The 17,387-nt window shown below is 46.8% G+C and carries 13 protein-coding genes; 6 read left to right on the top strand and 7 right to left on the bottom strand.

The features are described from left to right. Positions 1-52: 52 nt before the first annotated feature. Positions 53-3,523, bottom strand: a complete 3,471-nt coding sequence (locus tag NOG12_RS00400) for a chromosome segregation SMC family protein (protein ID WP_313932109.1) — start codon at positions 3,521-3,523, stop codon at positions 53-55. A gap of 170 nt (positions 3,524-3,693) precedes the next feature. On the opposite strand from NOG12_RS00400, the gene cysZ reads away from it, so the two are divergent. Continuing rightward, positions 3,694-4,458 (top strand): sulfate transporter CysZ, encoded by a 765-nt coding sequence (cysZ, locus tag NOG12_RS00395; protein WP_313932108.1) that lies wholly within the window; start codon positions 3,694-3,696, stop codon positions 4,456-4,458. Positions 4,459-4,526: 68 nt separating this feature from the next. Further along, positions 4,527-5,876 (top strand): 30S ribosomal protein S12 methylthiotransferase RimO, encoded by a 1,350-nt coding sequence (gene rimO, locus NOG12_RS00390; RefSeq protein ID WP_110076230.1) that lies wholly within the window; start codon positions 4,527-4,529, stop codon positions 5,874-5,876. 70 nt (positions 5,877-5,946) lie between these two features. On the opposite strand, the gene rmuC is transcribed toward rimO, so the two are convergent. Further along, positions 5,947-7,326 carry a DNA recombination protein RmuC gene (gene rmuC / locus NOG12_RS00385; protein WP_313932107.1) on the bottom strand — a complete coding sequence of 460 codons (1,380 nt, stop codon included), beginning with the start codon at positions 7,324-7,326 and terminating at the stop codon, positions 5,947-5,949. Then, entirely contained in the window at positions 7,319-8,830 is a 1,512-nt protein-coding gene (locus tag NOG12_RS00380) for a fumarate hydratase (protein WP_110076228.1), read from the bottom strand. Before NOG12_RS00380 ends, rmuC begins: the two co-directional genes overlap by 8 nt. Positions 8,831-9,051: 221 nt before the next feature. On the opposite strand from NOG12_RS00380, the gene pabB reads away from it, so the two are divergent. Genes pabB through NOG12_RS00365 form a run of 3 tightly spaced genes read left to right on the top strand, consistent with a single transcriptional unit; the run spans position 9,052 to position 12,405 of the window. Next, positions 9,052-10,416: an aminodeoxychorismate synthase component I gene (pabB, locus tag NOG12_RS00375; protein WP_418055290.1), complete on the top strand. Its 1,365-nt coding sequence runs from the start codon at positions 9,052-9,054 to the stop codon at positions 10,414-10,416. Then, positions 10,413-11,009 carry a CoA pyrophosphatase gene (locus tag NOG12_RS00370; RefSeq protein ID WP_153826758.1) on the top strand — a complete coding sequence of 199 codons (597 nt, stop codon included), beginning with the start codon at positions 10,413-10,415 and terminating at the stop codon, positions 11,007-11,009. The genes pabB and NOG12_RS00370 overlap by 4 nt, the downstream gene beginning before the upstream one ends. A 22-nt stretch (positions 11,010-11,031) precedes the next feature. Further along, a complete protein-coding gene (locus tag NOG12_RS00365) occupies positions 11,032-12,405 on the top strand; it encodes an L-serine ammonia-lyase (protein WP_313932105.1) in 1,374 nt (457 codons plus the stop codon). 64 nt (positions 12,406-12,469) lie between these two features. Here NOG12_RS00365 and cysB read toward each other — a convergent pair whose 3' ends face one another. Continuing rightward, on the bottom strand, positions 12,470-13,444 hold the full coding sequence (gene cysB, locus NOG12_RS00360; RefSeq protein WP_110076224.1) for an HTH-type transcriptional regulator CysB: 975 nt from the start codon (positions 13,442-13,444) through the stop codon (positions 12,470-12,472). 98 nt (positions 13,445-13,542) lie between these two features. Here cysB and NOG12_RS00355 point away from each other — a divergent pair, with 98 nt between their 5' ends. Beyond that, positions 13,543-13,884: a translation initiation factor gene (locus NOG12_RS00355; protein WP_258306620.1), complete on the top strand. Its 342-nt coding sequence runs from the start codon at positions 13,543-13,545 to the stop codon at positions 13,882-13,884. A 42-nt stretch (positions 13,885-13,926) separates the two neighbouring features. Here the strand turns inward: NOG12_RS00355 and NOG12_RS00350 are convergent, their stop codons facing one another. From NOG12_RS00350 to NOG12_RS00340, 3 genes are all read right to left on the bottom strand, one after another. Then, entirely contained in the window at positions 13,927-15,591 is a 1,665-nt protein-coding gene (locus tag NOG12_RS00350) for an ATP-binding SpoIIE family protein phosphatase (protein WP_313932104.1), read from the bottom strand. 50 nt (positions 15,592-15,641) lie between these two features. Then, a complete protein-coding gene (locus NOG12_RS00345; protein WP_110076222.1) occupies positions 15,642-15,947 on the bottom strand; it encodes an STAS domain-containing protein in 306 nt (101 codons plus the stop codon). Between the two features lie 151 nt (positions 15,948-16,098). Further along, positions 16,099-17,385, bottom strand: coding sequence for an amidohydrolase family protein (locus tag NOG12_RS00340; RefSeq protein WP_153826755.1), 1,287 nt, complete (start codon positions 17,383-17,385; stop codon positions 16,099-16,101). Positions 17,386-17,387 lie beyond the last annotated feature (2 nt).

Below are 17,387 nucleotides of genomic sequence, written 5' to 3'. Positions count from 1 at the left end.
TGTCGATATTCCTGTTGTATGTTGCTCGCACTCAGGTGCATTGGATCGTACTCTAAGCCTCTGTTAATGCTACAGCTTGTTCAATATCTACAGCAACTAAGCGCGATACACCGGGTTCTTGCATGGTAACACCGGCAAGATGCGAGGCCATTTCCATCGCGACTTTATTATGACTGATATAAATAAACTGCACACTTTGCGACATTTCTTCTACCAACCGACAAAAACGTCCCACGTTGGCGTCATCCAAAGGTGCATCAACTTCATCCAACAAGCAAAATGGCGCTGGATTTAGTCTAAAAATGGCAAACACTAATGATAAAGCTGTTAACGCCTTTTCACCACCAGAAAGCAGGTGAATTGTACTATTTTTCTTACCGGGGGGACGCGCCATAATAGTCACTCCGGTTTCAAGTAAATCATCATCAGTAAGTTCAAGATACGCATTCCCGCCGCCAAACACTTTTGGGAACAGCTCTTGTAAGCCATGATTCACGGCATCATAGGTTGCCTTAAATCGTTGTCGGGTTTCTTTATCTATGGTACGAATAGCTCCCTCGAGCGTTGCTAATGATGCCGCTAAGTCATCATTCTGCTGATCCAAATACTGCTTACGCTCAGCTAGTGTCTCAGCTTCTTCGATAGCTGCCAAGTTAATTGCACCTAAGCGACTGATAGCCTGTTGGATGCGTTCCAACTTACTTTGCCACTCGGTTTCGTTAGCATCCTCAGCTAACCCCTCAAGAATAGGTTTAAGTGACTGTTGCAGGTCAGCTAATACAGCTAAAATACTGCGACTACGCTCTTGCACTGCAGCTAGCTCCATTTGCGTGCTTTGTACTCGCATCCTTGCTTGCTCAATCTTTGCCTGCACTCCTTGAGCACCGCTGGTCAACTGGCGTAATTGCTCTTCGTATTCATGCACTTTATTAGCTAAGTCGCGTCGTTGCTCGTCAATCAACTCGCGTTGCGCTAAGGTTTCTTCTAACGTTAGCGCTAACATTTCTACGTCAGTATCGTCATCCTGTTCTGGGTGCTTCAATTGCTGTAACTGCGCTTGGAGATGTTGCTGTTGCTGTCGTGCTCGTTGAGCTAACTGCTGATAATGCGTTAATTGTTGGCGCAGTTGTTGTACCTCACTTGCTTGCGTCATTTGCCTTTGTTGTAGGGCTGTTAATGCCTCACGTAAATGCTGACGTTGTTGTTGCAAGTGATTGCGTTGCGTTAACCAATGCTGCTCATCAAGTGGCTGCAACTGCTCCGTTGCTTGCTCACACTGCTCAGCTAATTGCTGCTGTTGCTGCTGGCCGGTAACGAGCTGTTGTAGCAACTGTTGGTGCTGCTGTTTGGCTTGCTGTAGACGTTGCTCTAATTGCTGCTGCTGATGTTGTTGCCATTGAAAACGCTCGTCTATCGAACGTAAATCCGCTTGATAGAGGTGCAAAGTCTGTTTGGCCTGATCCAATTCCTGATGCCGGAGCTTTAACTCCTGCTGAAGTTGCTGTTTACGAAGGCTGGAATCTTGTAACTGCTGTTGTAATCGAGTTAGATCTGCTTCTACCTGCAATAACTGTTGCTGCTGCAAGAGCTTACTAGCAGCAGCATCCATTGTGCTGGCTTGATACCCTCCAGCTAACCATAGTTGCCCAGCTTGATTGATAGCACCTAGCCACTGGTTTTGCTGTAGCAACTGTTGCGCCTGTGCCGCATCATCAACGGCAGCAATGCAATGCAACCAGCTCCATTGTTGCAAAGGTCCGCTTACTAGCGCTGCCACACTCCCCTTTGGGGGCTGCTTTACTTGTAACTGTACCACTTGAGCACCAGCGAAGAGAGGCCACTCTGGCAACGGCTGCGTGATGACCCATGCCCCCAGCCAGGGCTGTACCAGTTGTTCTAGCGCTAACTGCCAGCTCTGTTCAACCTTCAGTAATTGTTGCACTTGACCCAACGCTGGGCATTGGTGCTGCTGCAACCAATGTTGCACGTCCATGGTGGTCGCTTCATGCGTGCCTTGTTTGAGGGCTTGTTGCAAGGCACTTTGCAGGCCTAAGTTTTGTTGCTGCTGAGTTTGCTGCTGCTGGCGTTGCTGTTCAACTTGCTCAAACTGTTGTTGGTGCACATTCAGTTGTTCTGATAATGCTGCAACCTGTTGTTGTGCTGCATTAATCTGCTGCTGTAACTGCTGTCGCTGTTGATCCGTAGCGGCTAGGTTATAGTGCTCAAGTTCAGCTAGCAGTTGCTGTTGTTGCTGCTGATTAGCATCAATCGCTTCTGCACACTTAGCTACTTGGTCTCGTTGGCGTTCGTGTTGCAAATGTAATTGCTGTTGTTGCTGCAGCTGGTGCTGCGCCTGATTCAATGCTGCTTGATAATCATCTTGCCAAGCTAACCAAGCTTCTTCATGTTGTTCAAATCGGAGCTGAGCTTCAACCACTTGTTCGTCAGTTAGCGCTTGCTCAGGTTCAAGTTCAAGTAATTGCGCGGCCAATACCTGATGTTGATCGTTATCTTGCGCCAGCGTTTCTGACAGTTGCGTTAATTCTTGTTGTAGCTGTTGTTGCTGACGTTGTCGCTGCTGTCGTTGTAACTGGTGATGTTGCAACTGATGCTCGAGCCTAGTTACCTCATTGCCTAGTTGATAAAACTGATGTTGTACCTGTTCTAACTGCTGTTTACTCTGTGCCGTTTGCTCGCGTAACTCAGTACTGCCTCGCTCACTACCTCGTTGCTCAGTTAGCCAGCGCTCTAATTCTGTGGTTTGTTCAGCTTGTTGTAGACGCAACTGTTCGGCTTGACGCTCCGTTGCTAACCAACGTAATGCTTGTAGCTCACTTTTATAACGTCGTTCTTGCTGTTTAAGTTCTTTATAACGGCGGGCTGCTGCGGCTTGTCGTTGCAGTTTGTCTAATTGACTGCCCAGTTCTTCACGGACATCGTTTAAGCGATCTAAATTGTCGCGAGTATGCTGCATGCGCGTTTCAGTCTCTCGACGCCGTTCTTTGTACTTAGAGATACCGGCGGCTTCTTCAAGAAAAACACGTAATTCTTGCGGCTTAGACTCAATCAGGCGCGAAATCATGCCCTGTTCAATAATCGCGTAACTACGCGGACCTAAACCGGTACCAAGAAATAAATCAGTGATATCACGACGGCGACATTTGCTCCCATTTAAAAAATAATCAGAGCGGCCATCGCGAGTCACTAGACGTTTAACAGAAATCTCGGCGTAATTTGCATATTCTCCTTGCATCCGTCCGGCGCTATTATCAAACACCAACTCAACGCTAGCCTGTGATACGGGTTTACGTGCCGTTGAGCCATTAAAAATGACATCCGTCATGGCATCGCCACGCAAATTTTTGGCCGAACTCTCGCCCAGCACCCAACGCACCGCATCGATGACATTTGATTTGCCACAACCATTAGGGCCAACCACACAAGTCATCTGGTGTGGGAAAGGAACTTTAGTGGCATCAACAAAAGATTTAAAACCAACGAGTTTTATGTATTTTAAGCGCATTTATTGTCGTTATATTGTGAGCTCATACAAGTGCACATGGCCCCGTTAAAGATACAAGCAAAACCTTAGCAAATATTCCTGTTATTTGTAATCTATTTACTTATTTTCAAGCTTGTAACTTACCCTTACAATTTGACCTATAGAACGGCCATTGGGCAAGATATACTGCAATGGATAATTCAACTCAAGGATCAAGAATGATTGCCTACAGCGATTTTGGTGCCAGCTACGTGGCGCGCGGATTTGAATTAGCTTTTCAGCCGGGAGTAAGACGTTATGTGCTTATTCCTCTAATCATTAACATTCTCTTATTTTCTGTGGCCATTTACGCTACCTTTCACTACACCAGTATCGGTGTTACGCAATTGGTGGCTTGGCTACCCGAATGGTTACGTTGGTTAGAAATTTTACTATGGCCACTCATCGTGATTGGCGTGGTCTTGATTTTTGCTCTCACCTTTACCAGTGTCGCTAATATTATCGCCTCTCCTTTTAACAGCCTGTTGGCTGAAAAAGTAGAATATAAACTTACTGGGATTGTCCCTGTCGATGGCGGTGTTAGCGGTATGATTAAAGATATCCCGCGCATTATTGGTCGCGAGTTTCAGAAAATCATTTATTTTATACCTCGAGCATTAGCCTTTGGCTTACTGCTTCTATTTGTGCCTATTATTGGTCAGGTTCTTTGGTTTTTGTTTAGTGGTTGGATGATGACCATTCAATACGCTGATTACCCGTTCGATAATCATAAGATAAGCTTCAAAGCAATGCGCCAAGAACTGAGTGCGCGCCAAGGTAAAAGCCTGTCTTTTGGCTGTTTAGTTGCTTTTTTAGCGACCATTCCGCTAGTTAACTTAATCATGATTCCAGTCGCAGTCTGTGGTGCCACTGCATTGTGGGTAGATCATATTAAGTTTAATCGGATCAGCTCGTAGCCATAGGCAACAAATAGCCGTGGGTGCTATAATCTGCGGCTATTTTATGAAACTTGCAGAGTGTTGGCATGAGTGTTGAAACCTTTACCCCTGAAACAGCCAATGATATTGGCGCAAAAATTGGCTTTGTTAGCCTCGGCTGTCCAAAAAACTTAGTCGATTCAGAGCGCATTCTTACGCAGCTGCGTACCGAAGGCTACGATATCGTTAACAGCTACAATAATGCCAACCTTGTTATCGTTAATACCTGTGGCTTTATCGATTCAGCCGTACAAGAATCGTTAGATGCTATCGGTGAAGCCTTGGCTGAAAATGGCAAAGTAATTGTCACCGGATGCCTCGGTGCCAAAGATGACGAGATTCGTGAAGTTCATCCTAACGTGCTAGCTATTACGGGCCCGCATGCTTATGAAGAAGTAATGGGGCATGTGCATAAATACGTGCCAACACCTGAGCGAGTTCCGTTTGAGAACTTAGTTCCAGACACTGGAGTTAAGCTAACTCCCCGTCATTACGCCTATTTAAAAATTTCAGAAGGCTGTAATCATCGCTGCACTTTCTGCATCATCCCATCCATGCGTGGCGATTTAGTCAGCCGTCCTATTGGTGATGTACTAAGCGAAGCCCAACGACTGGCAAATGCTGGTGTAAAAGAATTACTGGTGATCTCTCAAGATACCAGTGCTTACGGCGTGGATGTAAAACATAAGACTGGTTTTTGGGATGGCCAACCGGTTAAAACCAGCATGCTTGCTCTGTGCGAAGCCCTTGGTAAACTCGGCATCTGGGTACGGTTGCACTACGTCTACCCCTACCCTTCTGTAGACGATGTGATTCCACTGATGGCGGCGGGCAAAATTTTGCCTTACTTGGATATTCCGTTACAACATGCCAATAAGCGTATTTTACGCTTAATGAAGCGCCCAGGTTCAGCAGAACGCACGCTTGAACGTATTCAAAACTGGCGAAAAATCTGCCCAGACTTAACCATTCGTAGCACTTTTATCGTTGGCTTTCCGGGTGAAACTGACGAAGAATTTGAAGAGCTACTCCAATTTTTGCGCGATGCACAGTTAGATCGAGTGGGCTGTTTCACCTACTCTGATGTCGAAGGCGCCAAAGCTAATGATCTACCTGACCCTGTGCCAGAACATATTAAGCAAGAGCGTTATGAACGTTTTATGCAAGTGCAGCAAGAAATCAGTGCAGCTAGGTTACAGGCTAAAATTGGTCGTACTTTAACCGTTTTGATTGATGAGGTTGATAACGAAGGTGCTATTGGCCGTAGTTATGCAGACGCCCCTGAAATTGATGGTTTGGTCTACCTCAATGGCGAACACAACGTACAACCTGGCGACCGTGTTGAGGTGCTCATTGAGCATGCAGACGAGTACGATTTGTGGGGTTCTCTGGTTTAACCGTTAATACGGTCACAAATAAAAAGCCCGTTACTTATAGCGGGCTTTTTTGTACATCCAAATAGAACCATCACTCATTATCGTCGGTAGTTTCGTTTTGTAGTAATTTAGGATCAAGTTGCTTACTGGTTTGCACTCCCATCTTACGGAATTGTTCAACCCTACCCACTAAGTTGCCACGCCCCGTAGAAAGTTTGTTCATCGCTCCATCGTAATGCTTACGAAGAGCATCTAAACTACCTTCAATTCGCTGCATATCATCAATAAAACCGACAAACTTGTCGTATAATTTTGCTGCATCTGTAGCTATCTTCTGAGCATTTTGATTCTGATACTCGTATTGCCAAATATTGTTGACCGTTCTTAATGCCACCAGCAGATTGGTTGGACTTACCAACATAATATTGTTGTCTAGCGCCAGTCGAATCAGCTCAGGATCTCTATCAACAGCCAATAAAAAAGCAGGTTCAATAGGTATAAACATCAACACGTAATCAAGAGTTCGAACCCCGTCTAACTGTTGATAATTCTTCTTACCCAAGCCTTTAATGTGATTTCGTAGCGACGTGACATGCTCGTTCAGCGCCTGTTCGCGGGCTAACTCGTCATCACTGTTAAAATAACGCTCGTAGGCAACCAGTGAGACCTTTGAATCGATCACTACGTCTTTGGCATGAGGTAAGTGCACAATCACATCAGGTTTAAAACTTTTACCATCGTCATCACGATAATGACTTTGGGTTTCATACTCATGGCCTTCGCGTAAACCTGATTGGGTAAGTATACGTTCAAGCACGACCTCGCCCCAGTTACCCTGAGTTTTTACATCACCTTTTAATGCTTTAGTTAAGGCCTCAGCTTCGGCCGCCATCTGCTGATTGAGTTCACGCAACGAGTTCACCTGCTCTGATAACGCAGAACGTTGCTTTATTTCATCAGCGTATTGCTGGCTCACCTGAGTTTTAAAAGCCTCAAGTTGCTGCTTAAAAGGTGCCAGAGTCGTTTCTAGCGTTTGCTTACTCGTGTGCTGTAAACGCTCAGATTTTTGCTCAAAAATCTGTTGTGCCAAACGCTCAAATTGCTGTTTTAAGCGCTCTTCACTGTCTTCTAGCAGCTGTTGCTTTTCTTTTGCACTAGCAAGTTTTGCTTGCAACTCAGCTGTTAAGGCGGCCAGCTTAGCTTGCGCAGTATGAGCCTGTTGCTGAGCTAACTCACGCTGTTGCTCAGCCTTGGCTAACCGCTGCTCCGCATCACTTTGTTGCTGTTGTAACTGCTGTTGCAGTTGAGCCAACTGTTGCTGGGCAAAGTCCAGTTGCTGCTGCGCATGCTGTTGTTGATGCCGCAGCTGGGTGCGCAAACGCGGCACCCAGACGAACCAAGCTAACAACATGCCAATCGCCGCGATACCAGCAACACTCACTAGTATCTGCCATAACGGCAAGTTAAGCATCGGCAGCTTCCAATTTTACCCGCCAAATGGCTGGCCCAGTCTCGTGGGCATTTTCACCGGTACTATCCACTGCCACCGTCACTGGCATATCTTCTACGTCAAACTCATAAATGGCTTCCATTCCTAAATCTTCAAAGCCTACCACCCGTGCTTTTTTAATCGCCTTAGCAACAAGGTAAGCTGCACCACCCACGGCCATCAAGTACACCGCCTTGTGTTGCTTAATACTTGCAACCGTTGCTGGCCCACGCTCAGCCTTACCAATCATGCCTAGAATACCGGTCTGCTCTAGCATCATGTCGGTAAATTTATCCATGCGAGTTGCAGTAGTTGGGCCGGCCGGACCCACTACTTCATCACCTACCGGATCAACAGGGCCCACGTAATAGATAAACTTATTACGGAAATCCACCGGTAGCTGCTCTCCGCGATCCAGCATATCTTTGATTCGCTTATGTGCTGCGTCGCGGCCAGTTAACATTTTACCCGACAACAGCACAGTCTCACCGGTCTTCCATGTTTCGATATCCGCTTGGGTTACGGTATCTAAGTTAACGCGACGTACGTTATCACCTAGCTCAAAGGTAATATCTGGCCAGTCTTCTAATTTAGGTGGTTGTAAGTCCGCCGGACCAGAACCGTCTAAAACAAAGTGTGCGTGCCGTGTAGCTGCACAGTTCGGAATCAAGGTAACCGGTTTTGATGCGGCATGAGTTGGTGCAGATTTAATCTTCACATCCATCACTGTGGTGACACCACCTAAACCTTGGGCACCAATCCCTAACTTGTTCACGCGATGATAAATTTCTAAGCGCAGTTCTTCTTCGGCAGTTTGCGCACCGCGATCTAATAGCTCTTGAATATCAACAGGATCCATCAGAGCTTCTTTAGCTAGCACCGCAGATTTCTCTGCCGTACCACCGATTCCTAGCCCAATCATACCCGGTGGACACCAACCTGCGCCTAATTTAGGCATGGTCTCCACTACCCAGTCAGCGATGTTATCGCTAGGATTGAGCATGACCATTTTGGATTTGTTTTCCGAACCGCCCCCTTTGGCGGCAATCATCACTTCGATGTGATCGCCAGCAACCATATCAATATGCACTACGGCCGGGGTGTTATCGCCAGTATTTTTTCGCTTGCCTGCTGGGTCCGCCACAATCGATGCACGTAATGGGTTATCTGGATTAGTGTAAGCGCGGCGTGTGCCTTCATCCACCATCTGCTGTACTGTCATATCAGTCTTGTCCCATTGCACTCCCATGCCAACTTTCACAAAACAAGTGACAATACCAGTATCTTGGCAAATTGGACGGTGCCCTTGGGCTGACATTCTAGAGTTCGTTAACACCTGTGCGATGGCATTTTTAGCAGCTTCGCTTTGTTCGCGGTGATAGGCTTTTTCTAATGCCTGAACAAAATCAAGTGGATGGTAATAAGAAATGTATTGCAACGCATCTTCAATGCTTTCAATAAAATCAGACTGACGAATAATAGCCATGGATACCTCAGGTTGTCACTTAGATGGGATACCTAATAGCCACCTCTCTGATCCTTGCTCGAGCTAGCTTAATAGAACGCGGGCAAGGAACTCTTCGGAGTTGCGGCAGGTAACGTAAAGTTGACGGTATGATAGCCTTTTGTCACGGCTCTGACCAGTTTTGCTAATGCTTGCAGACTACGACTTTATGCTATGCTAGCGGCGAATAAGTTACAGGAGTTATCAGTTTGAAGTTAGTTGCCGTAAAAATTCCGATTAAACTAACCTTAGCGCAGCTTTTTAGCTACTGCGCCAGCGAGCCTTGGGCACTCTTGCTAGATAGTTGTAATAATGCTCAAGCGCAATGGGATATGATCTTTCGTCAACCGGTGACCACTGTAACCAATAGCCAGGCTTGGCCGCAGCAATTGGCGCAAGCGTTAGCCCAAGTACCAGCCTATACTGGTCCCGATTTTTTACCCTTTCAAGGGGGCCTTGCTGGGGCTTGGAGTTATGACTGTGGCCGCGCTTTAGAACAGTTGCCCAGCTTAGCAACGGCAGACATTGAACTACCAGATCTGAATGTTGGCGTTTATCACCAAGCCCTGATGCAACAGCGCAGTAGTGGTGATACTTACTTGCTAGCGCCAGCCGCCCAAGTACAGCAATTAACCGACTTCTGGCTAACGGCACAGCAACATTGCCAACAGCAAACTCCAGCATCATTCTGGTTGGCGGGTGACTGGCAAGCCAATATGGACGCCACTAGCTATGCGACAAAATTTGCTCAAGTACAAGCTTATCTACGTGCTGGCGACTGCTATCAAGTGAATTTAGCTCAGCGTTTTAGCGCTTCTTTTCAAGGCTCGACTTGGGCTGCGTACCAAGCCTTAAGAAGCCACAATAATGCTCCCTATTCTGCCTATATGCAGTTGCCTGAGGGAGCTCTACTCTCACTATCGCCTGAGCGCTTTTTAGCTATTTCACCTGCGGGTGACGTAGAGACTAAACCGATCAAAGGCACTCGGCCACGTCATCCAGATCCTGCTCAAGATCAGCTCTTAGCTGACCAGCTACAGCAAGCCAGTAAAGATCGAGCAGAAAACGTCATGATTGTCGATTTATTGCGTAACGATTTAAGTCGCTGTTGTTTGCCGGGCTCGGTCAAAGTGCCTCGCTTATTCGCCATTGAGTCTTACCCTGCTGTGCATCACTTGGTCAGCACCGTGGTTGGTAAGTTAGCGCAGGCAAATCAAGGCCTGCAACTACTGGGACAATGCTTTCCTGGTGGTTCTATTACTGGCGCGCCCAAAATCCGCGCCATGGAAGTTATTGAAGAGTTAGAGCCTCATCGGCGCAGTTACTATTGCGGTAGCTTTGGTTATTTTTCACAACATGGCCAAGCTGACACCAGTATTGCTATACGCACCTTAGTAGCAACTCATACACAGCCCGGTAATAGTCATAGCGGTACCATCCATTGCTGGGCCGGCGGCGGCTTAGTTGCCGACTCTGAATGCGCCAGCGAATATCAAGAAACCTTTGATAAGGTTGCGCGAATTTTGCCAGTCTTAAGCGCTCTCCCAAAACCAGAGGCACAGACATGAATCGGCAACAGTTTTTGCAGCGTTTCCAACTCCATCACCGACAGCCACTGCAGCGGCCTGTGCTCAAACGACTACGCCCGGCAGCGGTGCTGATTCCCTTGTTAGAACAGCATGGCCAATTGCATGTGGTTTTAACTCAGCGCAGTGCGCAATTGCGTAATCACGCGGGACAAATTAGCTTTCCTGGCGGCCGCCAAGACCCTCAAGACCAAGATTTATTGGCCACCGCCTTACGCGAAAGTCACGAAGAAATAGGCTTACACCCAGAAGATGTAACGATTGTGGGGCAACTACAAGATTATCCCGTCATTAGTAATTTTCTGATCCGCCCCTATGTAGGCTTGATCACGCCCCAACGACCCTTTGTCCCTGAGCAACGCGAAGTTGCGGAAATTTTTACCGTGCCGCTACAAGATGTGCTGCATCAACATCAACATTATGTGTATCGGCTACAGCGTTTTATTTACGATCAGGTATACTTTATCCCCTATCAACAAAGAAATATTTGGGGCGCCACGGCAGGTATGTTACGTGAGTTAGCAGACCACATTTACCCTGAACGTAAGTTATTCTATCGCCCTTTAAATGATTAAATTTTAAATATGGAACCTATTTATGATTAGCGTGTTTGATATCTACAAAGTTGGCATCGGCCCGTCAAGTTCTCATACTGTGGGCCCCATGCGGGCTGCTTACGAATTTTTATTAGCAGCAGAACAAGCCGTAGGCCTCGAACAAGCGGATGGCATTGTGGTGGAACTATTTGGCTCACTCGGGCAAACCGGAAAAGGCCATGGTACAGGTAAAGCCGTGATCCTTGGCTTAGCCGGAGAGCAACCTGAAACCGTAGATACCACCAAAGTTGATGAGTTTTTACAACAAACTGAAACCACTCAAGAATTGGCTTTACTAGGCAAATATCCGGTGAAGTTCCCTGCTACCGGGGCGATTGTTTTCCACCGTCGCAAAACCATGCCACGTCATGCTAACGCAATGGAACTACGGCTGTATCGCGCAGACGAGGTGATCTACAAAGATCTCTACTACTCTATTGGTGGTGGTTTTATTGTCCGAGATGCTGATTTTGACGACAGCTTAGAAGAAGCTATTGAGCAATCAAGCAAACCTATTCCGTATCCATTTGATAGTTGTGATGAATTACTCAAGCTATGTCATGAACACGGGCTAAGGATTAGTTCGCTGATGTTGGCAAACGAAAAAGTATTTCGCAGTGAGGCCGATATTCGTAGTGGCTTGATGCACATTTGGCATACCATGGATGCCTGCATCGACCGCGGCATCCGCACCGAAGGCATTTTACCCGGGGGCTTGAAAGTACGTCGGCGTGCACCGGGCCTCTACCAACGTCTGAAGAATGAAAAATCAACAGACCCCATGCAAGCGATGGACTGGGTGGACTTATTTGCGTTAGCGGTGAATGAAGAAAACGCAGCAGGCGGACGAGTCGTGACTGCGCCCACCAATGGCGCAGCTGGAATTATTCCGGCGGTGATGAAGTATGCCGACAAGTTCATTGCCCCTTTGGATGAAGAAACCGTGGTGCGCTTTTTACTCACTTCTGCGGCAATTGGCATTCTATACAAGAAGAACGCTTCGATTTCTGGCGCCGAGGTGGGCTGCCAAGGCGAGGTTGGTGTTGCATGTTCGATGGCAGCCGGAGCTTTGGCCGAGCTCATGGGTGGCGGCGTAAGTGCCGTAGAAAATGCTGCAGAAATAGGCATGGAACATAACCTCGGGCTTACCTGTGACCCGGTCGGCGGTTTAGTGCAGGTTCCTTGTATTGAACGTAATGCAATGGGATCGATAAAAGCTATAAATGCGGCGCGGTTGGCATTGCGTGGTAGCGGCGATCATAAAGTGTCCTTGGATAAAGTCATCAAAACCATGTGGGATACAGGGAATGATATGAAAACCAAATACAAAGAGACGGCTCGCGGCGGTTTGGCGGTAAATATCATCGAGTGCTAATGACCAAACCTAACTAGCTCAATAGTGCGCAGCATGAATTCACTTAATGCTGCGCACAGACGCTTTACCAAGTAGGTAACTGGGTATGCAAAAACATTCTATCTATTTCTTCTTGTGAACGTTTTTGCATGGCCTCATCCACTTTACTGCGACTCAAATGGGGCGCAAAACCTTCCAAAAAATCGTACATGTAGCTACGTAAAAAAGTCCCTTTACGAAAGCCTATTTTAGTGGTGCTAGGCGCAAATAAATGCTGTGCTGGTAAACATATCAGATCACTATCTTGCTCTTTAGTTACCGCCATACTTGCTACCACGCCTACTCCTAAGCCCATTCGTACGTAGGTTTTAATCACGTCGGCATCGGTTGCCGTGAATACCACGTTGGGTCTGATACCCGCTTGATTAAATGCTTTATCCAACTCGGAGCGCCCAGTAAAACCATGCACATAGGTAATGATGGGATAGTTGCCTAAATCAGTAAGGGTCACTTCTGCTAGTTGCCCTAGAGGATGATCTGGTGGGGCAATAATCGAGCGATTCCAGTGATAACACGGCAACATGATCAGGTCTTGATAGAGGTGTAACGCCTCGGTCGCAATAGCAAAATCCGCTTTACCCTTGGCTGCCGCCTCACTAATTTGTTCTGGCGACCCTTGGTGCATGTGCAAAGTTACCTGCGGATAGCGTTTGGTAAAAGCTTTGATCATGGTTGGCAGAGCATATCGAGCTTGGGTATGGGTTGTAGCAATATGGAGCTTACCTTGATTAGGTAAGGTGTATTCTGCCGCAATTGCCTTGATGGCATCCGTATGAGCTAACATTTGCTGTGCAATTTTGATAATTTCTTGGCCCGCTGGGGTGACGGCATCTAGCAGCTTGCCATTGCGGGCAAATATTTGAATTCCTAATTCGTCTTCTAGCATTCTTACCTGTTTACTAATACCCGGCTGAGAGGTATACAAACTTTCTGCGGTCGCTGAAACATTTAAGTTGTGGTTTAATATCTCCACAATATAGCGGAGCTGTTGTAACTTCATAGACACCTCATAGCATTTAAGGTTTTATAACCGCATTCGTTATAACTAAAATATATATCAACTTGGCAGTTTTCACTAGTAACAAGTTCGAGGTGAAGGTGAGTAGTTTACAAGATCAGTTACAGGGGCTGGGGTTTAAACTCACGGACACAGCCGCTGAAAGTAATCCAGAAGCCGATGAAACTAGCGTACAACCGAGCGATTATCCGTTACGTTTGCAACGTCAAACAAAAGGACGTAAAGGTAAAGGGGTAACCGTTATTCTAGATCTTCCCAAGCAGCCAGAATTGTTGGCCAATATGGCTTCTGCCTTACGGAAGCATTGCGGCGTTGGCGGTGCTGTAAAGCAGGACACGATCGAACTGCAAGGCGATCAGCGTGAGCGCGCCAAACAGTGGTTAGAACAACAGGGCTACAAGGTTAAATTCGCTGGTGGTTAAGTTTGGATAAGATGTAATGGCAAAGCCATGCAAACTTGTCGACTACATGCTGTAGGTAAAAGAGACTTCGCGCTGCGCCTGGTTCCATTGTAAATCAGTTGTCATCTGTCGTAATAGCTCTAATCCTCGCCCGTAACTCTGTTCCGTTGCCACCCTAACGCAGGGCTCACTTGGGGGTGCGATAAAGCCATCACCACTGTCAGCCACGGTGATTTTGAGCTGCTTAGTACTCGCTTGAAGCTCTATGGTGACCAAGATACAGCCATGCTGAAGTGCATTGAGCCTATCGGCACGTTGTTGATAGTACTCAGCAAACCCTTCTGGCTGGCTCTTCAGTGCCGAGTCTAACCCCAATAAGCCATGCTCTAATGCGTTATTAAAGGCTTCCGCTAACAACAGATAGATAGTGGTACGATGCCGTCGTAATAGGGGTAATTGGCTTAGCGCCGCCATTAAATTACTGACCGGATCAATGCTTCGTAACTGCTCAGGGTGGAGCTCACTAGTTAATTTGAAAGGTAAACTTTGCATATCCGGCTCTGGCTTAACTTCACCTAAACCGGTGGGACGGCAATAAAGAATAGCTAACGATAGGTCATCGCGTAATGGCGTTTCGCCACGAAAATGTTCAAGTTCGTTGACCAGCTCATTAAAGCGCTCTGTGTTAGGATACTGGCTTAGCATTTTTTCAAGCGCATCAGCCCCAAGAAACTCTTGCTGATGGCCAAGTAACTCTATCACACCGTCAGTGAACATGGCGATGGAACTATGTGGTGCCGCTCTAAATGTGGTGACACGGCTATCAAAATCATCATCATCTAACACCCCTAGCGCCATATGCTGCGGATCTAGGCGCCGTAACACGGTTCCTGCTTGATCACAGACCAAGGCTGCTGGCATGCCACCATTCCAATAAGTGACGCGTTCACCATTGGCTGATAATTCTAGTAAAATTGCGGCACAAAACATATCGTTAGGGAGTAACCGGTTTAACCGAAAGTTAAATTCAGTCACCATCTCTGCGACCGAAACACCGCGATCTGACATCGCAAAAAACGCCTGCGACAACGGTAAGGCTCCTGTTGCTGGTGCTAAACCATGACCGGTAAAATCCGCCATTAACATGTACAAATTCCCCAACGGCCCCGGAGCTATTAAGCAAAGATCGCCATTGAATTTGGACACCGGCGTTAAATAAGTATTTACGTGAGGATAATCCAGGTAGTTACGACTAAGAGCATTCTGAAAGATATGCTCAACCAGTTGATGTTCTCGGTCTACCCGCGCCTTATGCCAAGACAGTGCCTGTTTGAGCTCCACTATTTGCTGGCGGTAACAACTCTGGTTAGTTAATAACTGAATTTTCAACCGCAACACGTCATCAACATCGTGATAAGAGGCTACATACGCAAATTTGTGTGCATGATTCTGTACCAAGGCCTGGCTATCCGACACTAATAAAGCCGAGTTACGCAGGTAACTGGATACCTGTTGCCACCACTCAGATAGCAATGCTTCGCGCGTTTCATTAACGATAACAACCAAAGGAACCACAGTAACCTCTGTTGTTAACAACTGCGCTGGCTGAATCACCTCCACGTGGTAACCCAACTGCTGTAAACGCTGCAATAAGGCCTGAGCATTAGCCGACCCATCCTGCAGTACCCACAAAGGAGCTGCTGCAGCTGAGTTTGTGCGGCTATTCATTTCACTCGTTGCTGACAAGGACGGTGCCATAACCTTGGTATACAAGGAACTTACTCAATTACAAAAAGCTTATCAAAACGCGAAATATCAAGAATATTACGCACTTCTGGTCGACAGTTAATCACATGGATAGATTTCACTGACTTACCAAGGGATTTGCGCATATTCAGTAGCATTCCTAACGCTGAGCTATCTAAATATTCAGTTTCACGCAGGTCTATAAATACGGTGGGCTGTTGGTCCCCTATATCGCTATAGGATTGGCGAAATTCTTGCACTAAACTGAAGTCAAATTTGCCTTTGATGGCAATAATGAGTTCTTTGCCATCATTGGCGAATTGGCGATGTAAAGGCATCTGCACGTCCTCTTCAACTGTTATGAATAGCAAGATACTGCCAACTTGCGCTGCACATTACAATACTTTATCGCACCCATAACAGCTATTTAAATAAAAAGAGCTCCAGCTTTGCAGATGGAGCTCTTTTTTATACGTCAGCCCTTTAAAATCAAGGCTTTTGCTGATATTTCTGATACAACTGTCTATGTCGATTGTTTAGGTCTACTTCAGCACCATCAATAAACATATGCTGAATTTTTTGCCCCAAATGATCCATGACATCGCCCTGCGAAATAATCAACGACGCTTGTTTTCCAACTTCCAACGAGCCGATTTTATCCGCAACGCCCATGACTTCTGCTGGTTTTATCGTAATAGCTGCTAACGCCTGTTCTTTATCGAGGCCGTAAGCTACCGCATTACCTGCGGCAAATGCTAAATTACGCACATCCCAGAAGCCCGTAGAATAAGCCAAGGCAAAATCAACGCCAGCTGCTGCTAATAATGCAGGCGTACTATAGGCCTGGTCATAAGCTTCGTCATGACGGCTTGGTAAACCATAGGGTTCGCCGTAAACAACAGTCACGTCAGCTGCCGCTAGTTGGTCAGCGATACGCCACGCATCACGGGCGCCCACCAATACCAAGTCAAAGCCTTGTTCTTTAGCAAATTCAAGTGCTTGTTCCATTTGGCGTTTGTCGTGGGCATGCACAAACAGTTTGCTGCTACCAGCAAACAACCCAAGCATAGCCTCCCAGCGCACATCTGTGCCATTCAGCTGACCAGCCTTTTTCGCTTCAAAATAAGCCCGCGCGTCGGTAAAGGCACGCTTTAATTTTTTTAGTGCCTCGGCATTGGCTTTACGCTGCTCATCAGCTGAACGGCGCTCCCACCAAGCATTATTAAGCCCTGCTCGTGGCCAATTGACATGCACGCCCACATCGAGTGCTTCCGCAGCATCTTCATAAGTCCAGCCATCGGTTTGCAATAAGCTTGAACGCCCCGCAATCAAATTACCTTGTGGTACGATTTGGGCATGAGTGATGCCGTTAAAACGCACCGTTGGAGTAATTTCCGAATCAGGGTTGTAAGCCACATGACCACTTACTTCAGGAGTGATTTGGCCAACTTCACGCATATCGTTCGTAGCACGCACTGCCTCTAATTCAATCAAACCTAGCGTGGTATCTAGGGCAACTAAACCCGGATAAACATGACGTCCGCTCACATCAATCACACGAGCATTCGCTGGTACTGTTAAATCGTTGCCAATGGCTGTGATCTTGCCATCTTCAAACAGCAAATCAGTATTTTGCTGTACCCCATTGGTCACTGTATGCAAGGTGCCACCTTGCAGTAAAATGGGCTGTTGCTGTGCTTTGCCAGGCACCATATCGTGTGCTGATGCAGCAACGCTTAAACTGGCGGCAACTACCGCTGTTACTAATTTTTTCATCG

The sequence above is a fragment of the Pseudidiomarina fusca genome, assembly GCF_032227045.1.
Classification (GTDB): Bacteria; Pseudomonadota; Gammaproteobacteria; order Enterobacterales; family Alteromonadaceae; genus Pseudidiomarina; species Pseudidiomarina fusca.
Note: the sequence above shows the minus strand (reverse complement) of the source record. Positions and strands in the feature narration are given on the sequence as shown.